The sequence below is a fragment of the Stenotrophomonas sp. genome (assembly GCF_050737075.1).
Taxonomy (GTDB): Bacteria; Pseudomonadota; Gammaproteobacteria; order Xanthomonadales; family Xanthomonadaceae; genus Stenotrophomonas.
The window spans coordinates 1-16,152 of the sequence record NZ_JBOHXV010000004.1; the positions used below are offsets into that span (position 1 = coordinate 1).

Below are 16,152 nucleotides of genomic sequence, written 5' to 3' on the forward strand. Positions count from 1 at the left end.
CACTTGCAGGAGTGTGTTCGCTCGAGTACATTTCTGCCATGGCAAAGTTCAGGACAGCGGAAGATGTCGGCAACATCATCCGGCAGCGCCGAAAGGCACTGGGATGGGACCAGGCGCGCCTGGCCTCTGAATGCGGCGTCAGCCGCCAATGGGTTGTGGATATCGAAAAAGGCAAGCCGCGAGCAGAACTGCAGTTGGTACTGCGGGTCATGAACGTGCTCGGCCTGAAGCTGGCTGCCGTGGATCAGCAGGCGGAGGCCGCCCGTATCACGATCCCCAGCGCCGGGCTGGATGAGATCCTCGACCACCACCGCGCGGTACCTGCAGCATCGCCCGGGGCAGGTCCGCATCGCACGCCGTTGTCATATGCCCAGATCCTCGAACGCGCGCGCGTCGCTACAGGTAGCCAGCGCACCGAGCAGACGCCGAGCGTCCATGAGACGCCCAAGCCGTATTCGGGTAAGCGCCGGGCTCCGAAATGAGCCTGCACGTGCTTATGCAGGGTGTCCCCATGGGCACGTTGCGCCAAGATGCACATGGCAACCCACACTTTGCGTACAGCCGGGATTGGCGAGGCGCTGCCGGAGCCTTCCCGTTGTCGCTGTGCCTGCCGCTGAGCGCGGCGTCCCATCCGCCGGCCGCGGTAGCGGCCGTCGCGTGGGGTCTGCTGCCTGACAACGACACCACGCTGCAGGGTTGGGCGTCGCGCTTCCACGTTTCGCCACGCAATCCGGTGTCCCTGCTTGCGCACGTGGGTGAGGACTGCGCTGGCGCCGTCCAGTTCGTTGCATCCGACCGCGTCGAGGCGGTCATTGCAGGCGAGGCCGATGGCATCGAACCCCTGACCGACGCGCAGGTCGCCTCGCGCCTTTCACAGGTCCGACGCGACGTCGGCAGTGGGCGTTGGCTGGGAGATATCGGTCAGTTCAGCCTCGCCGGTGCGCAGGCCAAGATTGCCCTGCTTAAACTGGGTGATGGATGGGCCGTGCCCAGCGGTCGCATTCCCACCACGCACATCCTCAAACCTCCCGGCGGCGATTACGGCGGCTTTGTCGAGAACGAGATGTTCTGCCTGCGTCTGGCCCGCGCGATGGGTATGCCGGCCGCCCATTCGGAGAAGATCGAGATCGAGGGCGAGTCCGCCATCTGCGTCGAACGCTACGACCGCACGCGCACCACCGACGGATGGACCCGCGTTCACCAGGAGGACTTCTGCCAGGCACTGGGCGTCATGCCGCAGATCAAATACCAGAACCAGGGCGGGCCGGGCGCGGCAGACCTGGCCGATGTCCTCTGGCAGCACGGCAGCCAACCACAGCAGGACGTGGCAATGCTGTTCAACGCGTTGGCATTCAATTATCTGATCGGTGGGACCGACGCCCACGCCAAGAACTACTCGCTGCTTCTGGACAGCGAGCAGGTCCGCCTCGCGCCGCTGTACGACATTTCCAGCGCCCTGCCCTACCCACAGCTTCAGAAGCGCAAGATCAAGCTCGCCATGAAGATTGGCAGCCACTATCGCTGGTGGGACATCACGCTGCGTGATTGGCAGGCCACCGCCACCGCGATGCGCCTTGCGCCAGCCATGGCCATGGAGATGCTAGCGCGCATGGCGCTGGAGCTGCCTGCCGTTGCCGAGGAGCAGCGCCTGCAGTTGGAAGACGAAGGTATCGCGCATCCCATCCTGGAGACGCTGGTGCAGGAGATCGTCGCCAGCTGCGCGCGGTGCCTTGCCAGATTCTCCAGCGAAGCCTGATCACCCGCGCCGCCACACCCGCAACCGGTTGTTCGCCGGCATCGCGACGTCCTCGATCAACGCCAGCCCCTGCGCAGCGGCCAACGCATCCACCGCCTCGGCGTCACGAATGCCCGATTCCGGATCGCGCGCCTTCAGCCATGCATCGAACTGCCGGTTGCTGTCACTGCTGTAGTTGCCGTTGTCATTGAAGGGTCCATACACGCACAGCAGCGCATCGTCGGCCATCACGCCCGGCAATCCGGCGAACAGCGCCTGTACGTGCGGCCAGCTCATGATGTGCAAGGTGTTGGCACTGAACACGGCATCGAATGCCAGGTGCTCTGCCGGCAGTGGCGCCAATCCGGGCATTGGCACCAGCACCGCCTGCAGCGGCCAGGGGGCCGGGGCGTTTGGCAACCCTGCCTCGGCCAGGCGCTCGGCGATGCCCGGCAGGTAGTCCGGATGGTCGCTGGCCTGCCACAGCAGATGTGGCAGGCCGGCCGCGAAGTACGCCGCATGCTGGCCGGTGCCACTGCCGACCTCCAGCACCCGCCGGCGGTCATGCAGGTGGCGGCGCAGCACCCCCAGGATCGGGTCGCGGTTGCGCTCACAGGCCTCGGACCAGCGTTGTTGGGTCATATCGGATCGAAATTGTCGTGACAACCTGCATCCAACCATGACCGCAGTCACTTGTGCCACCGCCGGGCGCCACCGAAAGTCGAGGGCTGTTCATTGTCGCCCGCCGTTCGCGGGCGCCTACCCGGGGAATCGCAAGCTGTGCAACGCCGTGAGTTTCTGACGCTGTCTGGAATGGGCCTCGCCGGCCTGATGCTGCCGCATTCCCGCCTGATTGCCGCCGAGCAGCTGCTCGAGCCCGGCAACGTGGTCCGCAACAAGGCCCTGGCCGAGTCGGCGCTGGCCGCCGCCAAGCGGGCCGGGGCCAGTTACTGCGATGTGCGCATCGGTCGTTACCTCAACCAGTCGGTGATTACCCGCGAGGCGCGGGTGCAGAACATCACCAACCGCGAATCGTCCGGCATCGGCATCCGGGTCATCGTCAACGGTGCGTGGGGCTTTGCCGCCACCCACCAACAGACCCCGGCCGCGGTCCTGGCCGCGGTCGAGCAGGCCGCGGCGATCGCCCGCGCCAACGCCAGCATCCAGACCCGCCCGGTGCAGCTGGCCCCGGTCACCGGGGTGGGCGATGTGAGCTGGAAGACGCCGATCCGCAAGAACGCCATGGCGGTGCCGATCCAGGACAAGGTCGACCTGCTGCTCAGCCTGAACGCGGCAGCGATCAATGCCGGCGCCGACTTCATCAACTCCACGCTGTTCCTGGTCAACGAACAGAAGTACTTCGCCTCCAGCGACGGCTCGTTCATCGACCAGGACGTGCACCGGATCTGGCTGCCATTCACCGCCACCGCGATCGACAAGAGCACCGGCAAGTTCCGCACCCGCGCCGGGCTCTCCTCGCCAATGGGCATGGGATACGAATTCCTCGATGGCCAGGCCAGCGGCAAGATCCAGCTGCCGGGCGGCATCACCGCCTACCGCGATTCCTACGACCCGGTGGAAGATGCCATCGCCGCCGCGCGGCATGCCCGCGAGAAGCTCAAGGCGCCGTCGGTCAAGCCGGGCAAATACGACCTGGTGCTGGACCCGTCCAATCTGTTCCTGACCATCCACGAGAACGTCGGCCACCCGCTGGAACTGGACCGCGTGCTGGGCTACGAGGCCAACTACGCCGGCACCAGCTTCGCCACCCTGGACAAGCGCGACGCCGGCTACCGCTGGGGCAGCGAGCGGGTCAACTTCTTCGCCGACAAGACCGCGCCGGGCAGCCTGGGTGCGGTCGGCTACGACGACGAAGGCGTCAAGACCAAGCGCTGGGACCTGGTCAAGGACGGCATCCTGGTCAACTACCAGGCCACCCGCGATGAGGTCCACCTGCTCGGCGAAACCGAATCGCACGGCTGCAGCTACGCCGACTCCTGGTCCAGCGTGCAGTTCCAGCGCATGGCCAACGTGTCGCTGGCGCCGGGCAAGACCCCGCTGAGCGTAGCCGACATGATCAAGGACGTGGAGAACGGCATCTACATCCACGGTCGCGGTTCCTATTCCATCGACCAGCAGCGCTTCAACGCGCAGTTCGGCGGGCAGCTGTACTACCAGATCAAGAACGGCAAGATCGCCGGCATGGTCGAAGACGCGGCGTACCAGATCCGCACGCCGGAGTTCTGGAATGCCTGCAGCGCGATCTGCGACGAGCGCGACTTCCGCTTTGGCGGCTCGTTCTTCGATGGCAAGGGCCAGCCGGGCCAGGTCTCGGCGGTGTCGCACGGTTCGGCTACCACGCGTTTCGATGGCATCAACATCATCAACACCGCACGCAGCCTGGGCTGAGTGCACTCACATGGAGAGCGGCTTTGCAAAGACGTAACTTTCTTGCCCTGACCGGGCTTACTGCGGGCGGCCTGATCGTGCCGTCGTTCTTCGGCAAGGTGATCGCCGCCGAGCAGCTGCACAGCACGATGGACCCGGCGCTGAAGAAGCGCCTGGCCGATGCCGCGCTCGCTGCCGCGCGCCAGGGCGGCGCGACCTACAGTGATGTGCGCATCGGGCGCTACCTGCGCCAGTTCGTGATCACCCGCGAGGACAAGGTCCAGAACGTGGTCAACACCGAATCCACCGGTGTGGGCATCCGTGTGATCGTCAACGGTGCCTGGGGCTTTGCCGCCACCAACCAGCTCAACCCGACCGACGTCGCCCGCGCCGCGCAGCAGGCGGTGGCCATCGCCAAGGCCAACGCCGGGGTGCAGACCGCCCGCGTGCAGCTGGCTGCCACGCCGGGCGTGGGTGAGGTGAGCTGGAAGACCCCGATCCGCAAGAACGCCATGGACGTGCCGATCAAGGAGAAGGTCGAGCTGCTGCTGGACGTCAATGCGGCGGCGATCGGCGCCGGCGCCAGCTTCGTCAACTCCATGCTGTTCCTGGTCAACGAGCAGAAGTACTTCGCCTCCACTGATGGCTCCTACATCGACCAGGACGTGCACCGCATCTGGGCGCCGATGACGGTCACCGCCATCGACAAGGCCAGCGGCAAGTTCCGCACCCGCGAAGGCCTGTCCTCGCCGATGGGCATGGGCTACGAATACCTGGACGGCGCGGCGGCGGGCAAGGTGCTCACGCCCAATGGGGTGGTCAACTACGGCTCGTCCTACGACATGAAGGAAGACGCCATCGCGGCGGCGAAGCAGGCACAGGAAAAGCTCAAGGCGCCGTCGGTGAAGCCGGGCAAGTACGACCTGGTGCTGGACCCGTCGCATACCTGGCTGACCATCCACGAATCGGTCGGCCACCCGCTGGAACTCGACCGCGTGCTGGGCTACGAGGCCAACTACGCCGGCACCAGCTTCGCCACCCTGGACAAGCGCGAACAGCACTTCCAGTACGGCAGCGACCTGGTCAACATCTTCGCCGACAAGACCCAGACCGGCAGCCTCGGCGCGGTCGCCTACGACGACGAAGGCGTCAAGACCAAGCGCTGGGACCTGATCAGCAACGGCAAGCTGGTGGATTACCAGACCATCCGCGACCAGGCCCACATCCTGGGCAAGACCGAATCGGACGGCTGCTGCTATGCCGACTCGTGGTCCAGCGTGCAGTTCCAGCGCATGGCCAACGTTTCGATGGCGCCGGGCAAGACCCCACTGAGCGTGGCCGACCTGGTCAAGGACGTGGAGAACGGCATCTACATCATCGGCGACGGTTCGTTCTCGATCGACCAGCAGCGCTACAACGCCCAGTTCGGCGGCCAGCTGTTCTACGAGATCAAGAACGGCAAGATCACCCGCATGCTGGAGGACGTGGCCTACCAGATCCGCACGCCGGAGTTCTGGAACGCCTGCAGTGCCGTGGCCGATGAACGCGACTACCGCCTGGGCGGCTCGTTCTTCGACGGCAAGGGCCAGCCGGGCCAGGTCTCGGCGGTCTCGCATGGTTCGTCCACCGCGCGCTTCAACGGCATCAACGTCATCAACACCGCGCGCAGCCTCGGCTGACCGGTCAGGAGCCTTTATTCCATGAGTATCTTCACCGAAGCCCAGGCCAAGGCCATCCTCGACAAGGTCATCGCGCTGTCCAAGGCCGATGAGACCACCGCGGTGCTGGCCGGCTCGATCAACGGCAACATCCGTTTCGCGCTGAACAACGTCTCCACCAGCGGCATCGTCGACAACACCGAGCTGGCCGTCACGGTCGCCTTCGGCAAGCGCGTGGGCACCGCCTCGATCAACGAGTTCGACGACGCCGCGCTGGAACGGGTGGTCCGCCGAGCCGAAGACCTGGCCCGCCTGGCCCCGGAAAACCCGGAGTTCCTGCCGGCCATCGGCAAGCAGGCCTATACCGCCAGCCCCACCTTCAGCGCATCCACCGCCGCCATCGACCCGGCGTTCCGCGCCAAGGTCGCCGCCGATTCGATCGCCCCGTGCCGTGGCAACGGCCTGATCGCCGCCGGCTTCCTGGAAGACGGACAGGGCTTCTACGCCACCGCCAACAGCAACGGCAACTTCGGCTTCCAGCGCACCACCAACTTCGACTACACCTGCACCGTGCGCACCGAAGACGGGCGCGGCTCGGGCTGGGTCGGCCGCAACCTCAAGGACGCCGCCGACTTCAAGGCCGACCAGGACGTGCGCATCGCCATGCGCAAGGCCACCGAGTCGTCCGAAGCCAAGGCGCTGGAGCCGGGCAAGTACACCGTGATCCTGGAACCGGCCGCGGCTGCCGGCCTGATCAGCTTCATGATGAATTTCTTCGATGCCCGTTCGGCCGATGAGGGCCGCAGCTTCCTGTCCAAGAAGGGTGGCGGCAACAAGCTGGGCGAGCAGGTCTACGACCCGCGCGTGAACATGTACGCCGACCCGTGGCATCCCGAAGCACCGGTGCTGCCGTGGGACCAGCAGGGTCTGCCGCGCAGCAAGCTGGCCATCATCGAGAACGGCAAGGTCGCCAACCTGGACTACTCGCGCTTCTGGGCGCAGAAGCAGGGCAAGACCGCCAACGCCACGCCGGGCAACCTGCTGATGAGCGGCGGCGACAAGAGCACTGCCGAGCTGGTGCGCGGTACCCAGAAGGGCATCCTGGTCACCCGTACCTGGTACATCCGCATGGTCGACCCGCAGACCGTACTGCTTACCGGCCTGACCCGCGACGGCACGTTCTACATCGAGAACGGCCAGATCAAGTACCCGGTGAAGAACTTCCGCTTCAACGAATCGCCGGTGATCATGCTCAACAACATCGAAGAGCTGGGCAAGCCGGTGCGTGTGGCCGGCGACGAATCCAGCTTCGTGATGATGATTCCGCCGATGAAGCTGCGCGACTTCACCTTCACCTCGCTGTCCGACGCGGTCTGATGGAACGCGGCAACGGCAGACGCTACGGAGGCTGCGCGCGGCGATGAACCGCGCGCAGTTCCTGCGGCTGATGCTTGGGGGGGCCGCGTTGGCGGCCCTGCCCTCGTTCGCCCGTGCGCAGGCCGGGCGGTACGACTTCTGGTTCACCCGCCTCAAGTACGACTCCGGCGACTGGGACGTGGATGCGCGCATGCCGTCCAACGTCATCACCTCGCTGATCGATTACACCTCGCTGCGGGTCGACCCGACCGAACATGTGGTCGCGCTGTCCGACCCGCGCATGCTGGAAGCACCGTTCTGCTACCTGGCCGGGCACAAACTGGTCGAGTTCAACGCGGCCGAGCGGCAGAACTTCGTGCGCTACGTGCGCAACGGTGGCTTCGTGCTCGTGGATGACTGCAACCACGATATCGACGGACTCTTCGCCAAGTCGTTCGAAGCGCAGATGGCCAAGCTGTTCGGGCCGGCCGCATTGAAGAAGCTGCCCAACAACCATGCGCTGTACCGCAGCTTCTTCAAATTCCCGGACGGTCCACCGGCCACCGGCTTCGAGCTCAACGGATGGGGCGATGACCTGGTGCACGATTACCTCAAGGGCATCGAGGTCGATGGCCGGTTGGGGGTGCTCTACAGCAACAAGGATTACGGTTGCGAGTGGGACTATGACTGGCGCAACAAGCGGTTCCTGGCCGAAGACAACACGCGCTTTGCCGTGAACATCGTGATGTATGCGTTGAACAATTAGGTTTCGCTTATTTCTTCAGCCACGCATGGCGTGGCTCTACATTCATTGTTGCGAGCGTGCCATGCAGACCGATAGCCCCATTGATGCCCTTCTTTCCAAGCTTCAGCCGCTGCGCGACGCGCTGGGCCAGGCCGTGGTGGGCCAGCACGACGTCGTGGAGCAGCTGCTGATCGGCCTGCTGGCCGGCGGCCACGTGCTGCTGGAAGGTGCGCCCGGGCTGGGCAAGACCCTGCTGGTGCGTTCGCTGGGGCAGGCACTGGAACTGCAGTTCCGCCGCGTGCAGTTCACCCCCGACCTGATGCCCAGCGACATCCTGGGTACCGAGCTGCTGGAAGAAGACCACGGCACCGGCCACCGCCACTTCCGGTTCCAGCAGGGTCCGATCTTCACCAACCTGCTGCTGGCCGACGAGCTCAACCGTACCCCGCCCAAGACCCAGGCCGCGCTGCTGGAAGCGATGCAGGAGCGCACCGTCAGCTACGCCGGCACCACCTACACGCTGCCGGCGCCGTTCTTCGTGCTGGCCACGCAGAACCCGATCGAGCAGGCCGGTACCTACCCGCTGCCGGAAGCCCAGCTGGACCGCTTCCTGCTGCACGTGCGGGTGGATTACCCCACCGAACAGGAAGAGCGCGACATCCTGGTGCAGACCACCGGCAGCAGCAGCGGCACGGTGCCCAAGGTGATGCAGGCCGATGACGTGCTCGCGCTGCAGGCGGCCGTGCGCCAGGTGCATGTCAGCGACGACGTGCTGAGCTGGATCACCCGGCTGGTACGCGCCAGCCGTCCCGGTACCGGCGCGCCCGACGCGGTCAACCACTGGATCAAGTGGGGCGCCGGCCCGCGCGCCGGCCAGTCGCTGGTGCTCGCGGCCAAGGCGCGCGCCTTGTTGCAGGGGCGCTTCGCTGCGACCCGCGACGACGTGCAGGCGTTGATGGCGCCGGTGTTGCGCCACCGCCTGCTGTTGTCGTTTGCCGCCGAAGCCGAGCAGAAGAGCGCCGACGATGTGATCGCCGCGCTGCTGCAGGCCGTGCCCTTCCCCGCCTGAGCCTGCCGTGAGCCCGCACGTTCCGATCGCCATCCCCGCCGATGTCCGCAGCCGCCTCAAGGCGCTGCGGCTGTTGCCGCGGCGCGCGACCGGTGCACAGGGCATCGGCCAGCATGCCAGCCGCAGCCGCGGCGCCGGCCTGGAGTTCGCCCAGTACCGCGCCTACGAACCCGGCGATGAACTGCGCCAGATCGACTGGAAGCTGTACGCGCGTTCGGACCGCTTCTTCGTGCGCGAATCGGAGCGCGAAAGCCCCGTCACGATCTGGATCCTGGTCGATGCGACGGCGTCCGCACGCCAGCGCGATCGCGCGCAGCCCACCCTGTCGCGGCTGGATCACATCGGTGCCACCGCCGCCTGCATCGTGGAACTGGCACTGCAGCAGGGGGATCGCTTCGGCCTGATCGCCATCACGGGCGACGGCGTGCAGCTGGTGCCCGCCGGCAGCGGCGCACGCCAGCGCGACCGCATCCACCTGCTGCTGCACCGCCTGCAGGCACGCGGTGCATGGCCCGGCGCGGATGCGCTGCGCCCGGTATGGGAGCGGGTACAGGCCAACGACATGCTGGTGGCGCTCGGCGACGGGTTCGACGACGCCGGCACCGTGCTGCTGGAGCGCCTGGCCGCGGCCCGCCGCGATGTCGTGCAGCTGCAGATCCTGACCGCCGACGAGCGCGACTTTCCGTTCCAGGACGGCCACCGTTTCCGCGATCCGGAAACCGGTGAGGAACTGCTCGGCGACGGTCGCGCGATCCGCGACGACTACCTGGCCCGCTTCGCCGACGCGCAGCGGGTGCTGCAGGCGCGGTTGCAGCGCGGTGGCGTTACCCATGTGGTGACGCACACCGACCAACCCCTGGACGCACCCTTGCGCCTGCTGGCGGGGAGCGCGCGATGACCCTGTCGCTGCTGTTCCCGCTGGGCCTGTTGGCGCTGGCGTCGCTGCTGGTGCCGTTGCTGATCCACCTGGCACGCCGCCACCAGTACGCGCCACTGGAGTTCGCCGCGCTGCGCTGGCTGCGCGCGAAGGCGCGCCCGCGCCAGCGGATCCGCTTCGACGAATGGCCGCTGCTGCTGGTGCGCCTGCTGCTGTTGGCCGCGCTGGCCGTGCTGCTGGCGCGGCCGCTGCTGCATGGCGCACCGGTACAGACACCACCGTGGGTGGTGGTCGCGCCGGGACTGAGCCCGCCTACGTTGCCTGCGGGTAGCGAGGGACGCTGGTTGGCCCCCGGGTTCCCACCGCTGCAGGACACCGCCCCGGCGTCCGCGCAACCGCTTGCCAGCCTGCTGCGCGAGCTGGATCAGTCGCTGCCCAAGGGCACGGTATTGACGGTGTACGTCCCCGATCCCATGCCGGGCCTGGATGGCGAGCGGCCACGGCTGTCGCGTGCGGTGCAATGGCGGCCGGTGGCCACGCCGGTTGTGGTGCCAGTGCAGAACACCGCGCCGCAGTTGCGTGTCGTCGGCACGGGCGCCACACCGTCGGCACTGCGCGTGCTCGATGCCGTGCAGCGCGCGTGGGGCGGGCAGGCGCTGCCGGCACCGCTCGCTACCGCTGCCGTGCCGGAAGCGGGACAGGTCGGCGTGTGGCTGGCCGATGCGCCGCTGCCGCCCGGCTGGCAGGCGTGGGTGCAGGCCGGCGGCAGCGTGCTGGGCGTCTCGCCCAAGGCGGCCCCTGGCACGGGGACCACGGTGCTTCAGGATGACCGCGGCAACGCCGCCATCGTGCGCCACGCACTCGGGCGCGGCCAGGTGCTGCGCTTCACCGCCGCGCTGTCGCCCGACGCGCTGCCGATTCTGCGGGAGCCGTCGTTCCCGCGCCGCCTGCTGGAACAGGTGCAACCGGTGCCGCCGCCGCAGCTGGCGCCTGCCGCCGCGCACGCGCCGCTGACCGGCGCCGCTGCCCCGTTGGCACAGCCGCGTGATCTGTCGCCTTGGTTGCTGCTGTTGATCGTGCTCTTGTTCGCAGTGGAGCGCTGGATGGCCACCGCGCCGCGCCGCGGGGCGAGCGCATGAACCGTATCCACGATGCATGGCAGCGCGCGCGTCGTCGGCAGTGGTGGATCACCATTGCACTTCTGCTGCCGCTGGCGCTGGCGATCACGGCGATCACCGCGCGCGTGGCTGGCATCAGCATCGCGTCCGTCGCACTGTTGGCGACCTTGCTGGTGGTCGCAGGTACCGCCACCTGGCGCGCAAGGCGGCTGGACCGGCACTGGCTGGTGCGGCAGCTGGACCGCCATGCCATTACGCAGGACAGCGCCGACCTGCTGTTCGCCGATACCGCCACGCTGAATCCGTTGCAGCAGCGCCAACAGGCGCGCGTCACCGCCGCGCTGCAGGCCGCGCCGCCGGATCTTCGCGCTGCGTGGCCCAAGCGCTGGCTGGCGCTGTCGTGGGCCGGCGGCATGCTGGTAGCGGTGCTGGCCGTGGGCTGGCCCGCGCCGGGCGCATCGCTGCCAGTGGTTCCCGGCCATGCCACGCCCGCCGCCAGCGTGGCGCAGCCGCCCAGCCTGCAATCATCGACACTGAAGATCCAGGCGCCGAACTACACCGGACAGGCCCTGCGTACCCAGACGGCGCTGGACGCGAAGGTGGTACAGGGCAGCGTGCTGGACTGGTCGCTGCGCTTCAGTGCGCAACCCACCCGGGCCGCGCTGCAGCTGCACGATGGCACCCGCATCGACCTGCGCCGCGACGGCGAACAATGGGTGGCGCAGTGGAAGGCCGCCAAGCCCACGCTGTATCGCATCGTCACCGAGCCGGCGTTGACCGCGCCCAGGCTGTATCGCCTGGATGTGGTGCCCGACCGGCCGCCGAGCGTGCGCGTGATCGCCCCGGACCGCACCCTGGTGCTGGCCACGCCCGGCCAACGGCAATGGTCGCTGGCGTTCGAAGCCAACGACGACTTCGGCGTGGCCGCCAACGCCGAACTGCACCTCACCCTGGCCCAGGGCAGCGGCGAGAACATCACCTTCCGCGAGCAGCGCATCGCGTTGGCCGGCACGGGCCCGGCAACCCAGCGCCGCTTCGCGCGCACGCTGGACCTGGCCGCGCTGGGCGCTGGCCCCGGCAACGATGTGATCGCCCAGCTGCAGGTGCGCGACAACCGCACGCCGACGGCGCAGACCGCGCAGAGCACCAGCCTGATCCTGCGCCTGCCCAGCGAAGAACAGGTGCTGGGGACGGACATGGAAGGCATGGTCAAAAAGACGCTGCCGGCCTACTTCCGCAGCCAGCGCCAGATCATCATCGACGCCGAGGCGCTGATCAAACTGCGCCGCCAGCTGCCGGCCGAGGAGTTCGTGAAGCGTTCCGATGCGATCGGCGTGGACCAGCGCATCCTGCGCCTGCGCTATGGCCAGTTCCTGGGCGAAGAGAGCGAAGGCGGGGCCAAGCCGCCGCCGACCAGCGACAACCTGCCGACCAGCGATGCGCCTGCGGCGGATCATCCGGATGACCATGACCACGAAACCACAGGTGCGCAGGCCGGTCACGATGATCACGACCATGGCGCCGCCAAGGCCGACGGCCCGCCCGTGTTCGGCGCCGCCACCGACGTGCTCTCCGAGTACGGCCACACCCACGACCATGCCGAAGCGGCCACCCTGCTGGACCCGCAGACCCGCGCGATCCTGAAGGCGGCGCTGGACCAGATGTGGTCCTCGGAAGGCGAACTGCGCCAGGGACGCCCGGAGCGTGCACTGCCGTTCGCCAACAAGGCGCTGGCCTTCATCAAGCAGGTGCAGCAGGCCGAACGCATCTACCTGGCCCGCGTGGGACCGGAGCTGCCGCCCATCGACGAGAGCCGCCGCATGAGCGGTGACCGTACCGATCTCGGCAGCCGTACCTCGACGATCACCCCGGTGGACGCACCCGATCCGGCCATCGTGGCGGTCTGGCAGCAGCTGGCCGACGCCGACACCACGCCGGATCTGGACGCGCTGAGCCAATGGCTGGGCCGCCATCAATCGCGGCTGTCCGATCCGCTCAGCCTGGCGGCGGCGGTCGAGGAGCTGCGCATGGCCCCCGACTGCGCCACCTGCCGCAACACGTTGCGCGCGCAGCTGTGGCGTGCGCTGCTGCGCCCGTTGCCGCAGCTGGAGCGCCGCAGCGCACCCGACCCGATGGCGCAACGTTACCTGGATGCACTGGAGGGCACGCGATGAGCATGGCAACGTGGATCGCCATCGCACTGGTCCTGATCATCGTGGTGGGCAGCGTGCGAATCCTGCGCGTGGCGGCGGGTGCTGCCCGCCCGCCGCTGACCAGGCGCATCGAACTGCTCGGGTTGCAGGCCCTGGCCTCACTGTTGCTCTACTTCACCCTGGTGCCGCCGCAGCGCAACGTGGACGCCGGCCAACTGATCGTGTTGACCGGCAACGCCGCCTTGGCTGGCACCGTGCCTGCCGGCGCGACCGTGATCGCCCTGCCCGAGGCGCCTGCCAACGCCGATGCCGTGCGCGCGCCCGACCTGGCCACCGCGCTGCGCCAGCATCCGGGCGGCAGCTCGCTGCTGCTGGTGGGCGACGGGTTGTCCGCGCGCGATCGCGATGTCGCGCTGCCGCCACAGGTAACCCTGCAATCGCCGAGCGCGCCACGCGGTTGGTTGGAACTGTCTCCACCGGCCGTCACCGCGCCCGGTGCGCTGTTCGAGATCAGCGCGCGCGCAGGCGGTGTAGACGCAGCACGCGCCGAACTGCTCGACCCGGCCGGTGTGGTGGTCGACCGCGCGCCGCTGGACGCTCGCGGCAACGTGTACCTGCGAGGCAGCGCGCGCGCCGTGGGGCGGAGCGAGTTCACCCTGCGCCTGCTCGATGCGCAGCAGCACACCGTGGACAGCGTGCCCGTGCCGCTGCAGACCGTGGCCGCATCGCCGCCGCGCGTGATGATTCTTGCCGGCGCGCCCGGCCCGGAACTGAAGTACCTGCGCCGCTGGGCCACCGATACCGGCCTGGCCGTGCAGGCCCAGGCCAGCGCCGGTGGCGGCGTGCTGCTGGGCGACGTACCGGTGGCACTGAGCGCGGCCCGCCTCGCTGCCACCGACGTGCTGGTGCTGGACGAACGCAGCCTGGCCGCACTCGGCGCCGCGCAACGCACGCTGGTCGGGCAGGCGCTGCGCGACGGGCTGGGCCTGGTGGTGCGCAGCAGCGGCCCGCTCAACGACAGCACGCGCCAGGCGCTGCGCAGCTGGGGCCTGCCGGTGAACGGCGGCAGCCGTGCGACACCGCTGCAGCTGCAGGCCGATCCGGAGGCTGCGCTGCTGCAGGCGCGGCGCGGCCCGCAGCGACCGTCCACCGACAGCACAGCCTGGATCGACGAGGCCGATGCAGCGTCGCACAGTGCGCTGCCGCCTGCGCTGGAGCAGTTCGACGCGGTGCTGCCGGGTGCGGATGCCCTGTTCGCCGATGCGAATGGCAACGCCATCGGCGGCTGGCGCGGCGTCGGTCGCGGCCGCGTGGCGCTGGTGCCGGTGACCGACAGTTATCGGCTGGTGCTCTCCGGCCGCGACGACCGCTACGCCGAACTGTGGTCGGGCGTGTTGGCCAAGGTGGCCCGTGCGCTGCCGGGCGCGCCGGCCGTTCGCCTGCAGTCCGCGACGCCCTGGTCGGGCGAGCGCCTTACCCTGTGCGAGGTGCCCAGCGGCAGCCGGGTCCGCGATGCCGAAGGCCGCACGGTCGCCCTGCAGATAGACCCTGCCAGCGGCAGCAGCCACTGCGCCGGCTACTGGCCGCAGCAACCCGGCTGGCACCAGCTCCAGCACGGCGACGCCGCGCAGGCGTTCTACGTGTTCGACCCGGCCACCGCGCAACCGTTGCATCGGCAGCAACTGCGCGCCGCCACCGCACGCCGGCTGGCCGAAACCACGGCAGGTGTCGCCGCAGCGCCCAGCAAAGCCCCCGGCCCCCGCTGGCCGTGGCTGCTGGGCTTCATCGCCATCGCCGGCCTGCTGTGGTGGCTGGAACGTCGTCGGCCAACGGCGCCGACGGCGTAGCGACTACGCTATTTCTTCAACCGATACACCCCGTTGAAGCGCACGTTCATGCCCCCGCATTCGGCGTTGTCGGCCACCAGCAGCGTGTCGCCGAGCCACTGCGCGCGCACTTCGCAGGTGTCTTCGCGGAACACGACGGTGCCACCGGTGGGGGCGGCGCTCGCCGCTACCTGGCCCAGGTTCGGCCCGCCTGGACGCTGTTCCAGGGTCGGGTTCGCCGAAGGCCAGTAGGCGTCGCCGTCCACCTGCAGCGCGTTGCCCTGCACGCGGATGACCGGGCTGTCGTCGCCGTTGCGCCAGTGCCCGGCCCAGTCCTTCAGCGCAGGGGTCCGCGTGGGCAGCGTCTGCAGCCGGGTCTTGTCGACCCAGCCGGCGCTGCCGCCGACCTTGTTGGGGAAGAACACGCAGCGGTAGTCGCCCAGGTCGCGACCGCTGATGACCGTGTCGCCGGTCACGACATAGGTGCCGTGGCGGCAGGCCGGCTCGCCCTTGGCGGGACACCCGTTCATGTCATCGAGCAGATACAGGCGCTGCGCCCCGATCACCTTGGCCTGCGCGAAACTGCTCTGCTCCGACGGGAACGCGCCGTTGCGACAGCTGCCGCCATCGGCCATGTCGCTGGCGAGTGCAGGCAGCGGAAGCAGCAGGGTGAGCAGACACAGTGGGCGCAGGGGCATGGGCGTCAGGATCGAAGAGGCGGTGGTCAGGATACCGGCTCAGTCCCCCGCCTGTGCCGCGCAGCCCTGTTGCGGATCACAGAACTGCAGCGCGCGGCGCTGCTGGGACGCATCCAATGCAGGCGGCGGGCGCGCGATGGCCGGCTGGATCGGGTCCGGTGCGCGGGTCACCGTGTGCAGGCCCTGCGCGGTCTTGGCGATGGCGTAGTTGATGCCCATCATCACGTATCCGCCGCGCATGCCTACCTCCTGCAGCGAGGGCGGCTCGCGCCAGCTGCGGTTGAAGGCATTCGGTTCGGGCTGCACCGGGGACGTGAAGCGATACAGGTCCACCGGCACATCGTCCTCGGGCTTGAGCGCACGCACCTCGCCCAGCGTGGTGACGTCGGCGTTCGCGCTATGGGCGGGATCGGTCTGTTCCTGCTGGGCGTGCAGCGCCGGGACAGCCAGCAGGCCGGTGAGCAATGTCGTTGTTGCCATCCTTGCGCGTAAGGCCACGTGTCCGTCCTGTCAGCAGCGTCCTGCGCGC

The 16,152-nt window shown here is 68.4% G+C and carries 14 protein-coding genes; 11 read left to right on the forward strand and 3 right to left on the reverse strand.

The features are described from left to right. Together ACREPD_RS01505 and ACREPD_RS01510 are read left to right on the forward strand one after the other, a co-directional pair. On the forward strand, positions 1-482 hold a 482-nt coding region (locus ACREPD_RS01505; RefSeq protein ID WP_431597638.1), incomplete at its 5' end, for a helix-turn-helix transcriptional regulator. Then, on the forward strand, positions 479-1,756 hold the full coding sequence (locus ACREPD_RS01510; protein WP_431597639.1) for a type II toxin-antitoxin system HipA family toxin: 1,278 nt from the start codon (positions 479-481) through the stop codon (positions 1,754-1,756). The genes ACREPD_RS01505 and ACREPD_RS01510, both read left to right, overlap by 4 nt. Here ACREPD_RS01510 and ACREPD_RS01515 read toward each other — a convergent pair whose 3' ends face one another. After that, positions 1,757-2,377, reverse strand: a complete 621-nt coding sequence (locus tag ACREPD_RS01515; protein ID WP_431597640.1) for a DUF938 domain-containing protein — start codon at positions 2,375-2,377, stop codon at positions 1,757-1,759. It lies immediately after the preceding gene. A gap of 138 nt (positions 2,378-2,515) precedes the next feature. Here ACREPD_RS01515 and ACREPD_RS01520 point away from each other — a divergent pair, with 138 nt between their 5' ends. The 9 genes from ACREPD_RS01520 (at position 2,516) to ACREPD_RS01560 (ending at position 14,946) form a co-directional block, all read left to right on the forward strand. Further along, on the forward strand, positions 2,516-4,144 hold the full coding sequence (locus tag ACREPD_RS01520) for a TldD/PmbA family protein (RefSeq protein ID WP_431597641.1): 1,629 nt from the start codon (positions 2,516-2,518) through the stop codon (positions 4,142-4,144). 23 nt (positions 4,145-4,167) lie between these two features. Then, the gene (locus ACREPD_RS01525; RefSeq protein ID WP_431597642.1) at positions 4,168-5,802 is read left to right on the forward strand and encodes a TldD/PmbA family protein; all 1,635 of its coding nucleotides are present in this window, start codon (positions 4,168-4,170) and stop codon (positions 5,800-5,802) included. Between the two features lie 21 nt (positions 5,803-5,823). Then, positions 5,824-7,158, forward strand: a complete 1,335-nt coding sequence (locus tag ACREPD_RS01530) for a TldD/PmbA family protein (protein WP_431597643.1) — start codon at positions 5,824-5,826, stop codon at positions 7,156-7,158. 43 nt (positions 7,159-7,201) lie between these two features. After that, complete coding sequence (locus ACREPD_RS01535; protein WP_431597644.1) at positions 7,202-7,903, forward strand: DUF4159 domain-containing protein; 702 nt, start codon at positions 7,202-7,204, stop codon at positions 7,901-7,903. A 61-nt stretch (positions 7,904-7,964) separates the two neighbouring features. Next, the gene (locus tag ACREPD_RS01540; RefSeq protein ID WP_431597645.1) at positions 7,965-8,951 is read left to right on the forward strand and encodes an AAA family ATPase; all 987 of its coding nucleotides are present in this window, start codon (positions 7,965-7,967) and stop codon (positions 8,949-8,951) included. A gap of 7 nt (positions 8,952-8,958) precedes the next feature. Continuing rightward, positions 8,959-9,849, forward strand: a complete 891-nt coding sequence (locus tag ACREPD_RS01545; protein ID WP_431597646.1) for a DUF58 domain-containing protein — start codon at positions 8,959-8,961, stop codon at positions 9,847-9,849. Further along, positions 9,846-10,967: a BatA domain-containing protein gene (locus tag ACREPD_RS01550; RefSeq protein ID WP_431597647.1), complete on the forward strand. Its 1,122-nt coding sequence runs from the start codon at positions 9,846-9,848 to the stop codon at positions 10,965-10,967. Before ACREPD_RS01545 ends, ACREPD_RS01550 begins: the two co-directional genes overlap by 4 nt. Beyond that, positions 10,964-13,120 carry a hypothetical protein gene (locus ACREPD_RS01555; RefSeq protein WP_431597648.1) on the forward strand — a complete coding sequence of 719 codons (2,157 nt, stop codon included), beginning with the start codon at positions 10,964-10,966 and terminating at the stop codon, positions 13,118-13,120. The genes ACREPD_RS01550 and ACREPD_RS01555 overlap by 4 nt, the downstream gene beginning before the upstream one ends. Beyond that, positions 13,117-14,946 carry a hypothetical protein gene (locus ACREPD_RS01560; RefSeq protein ID WP_431597649.1) on the forward strand — a complete coding sequence of 610 codons (1,830 nt, stop codon included), beginning with the start codon at positions 13,117-13,119 and terminating at the stop codon, positions 14,944-14,946. Before ACREPD_RS01555 ends, ACREPD_RS01560 begins: the two co-directional genes overlap by 4 nt. A gap of 8 nt (positions 14,947-14,954) precedes the next feature. Here ACREPD_RS01560 and ACREPD_RS01565 read toward each other — a convergent pair whose 3' ends face one another. Together ACREPD_RS01565 and ACREPD_RS01570 are read right to left on the reverse strand one after the other, a co-directional pair. Beyond that, complete coding sequence (locus ACREPD_RS01565; protein ID WP_431597650.1) at positions 14,955-15,623, reverse strand: hypothetical protein; 669 nt, start codon at positions 15,621-15,623, stop codon at positions 14,955-14,957. Positions 15,624-15,662: 39 nt separating this feature from the next. Continuing rightward, on the reverse strand, positions 15,663-16,103 hold the full coding sequence (locus ACREPD_RS01570; protein WP_431597651.1) for a hypothetical protein: 441 nt from the start codon (positions 16,101-16,103) through the stop codon (positions 15,663-15,665). Positions 16,104-16,152: the final 49 nt, after the last annotated feature.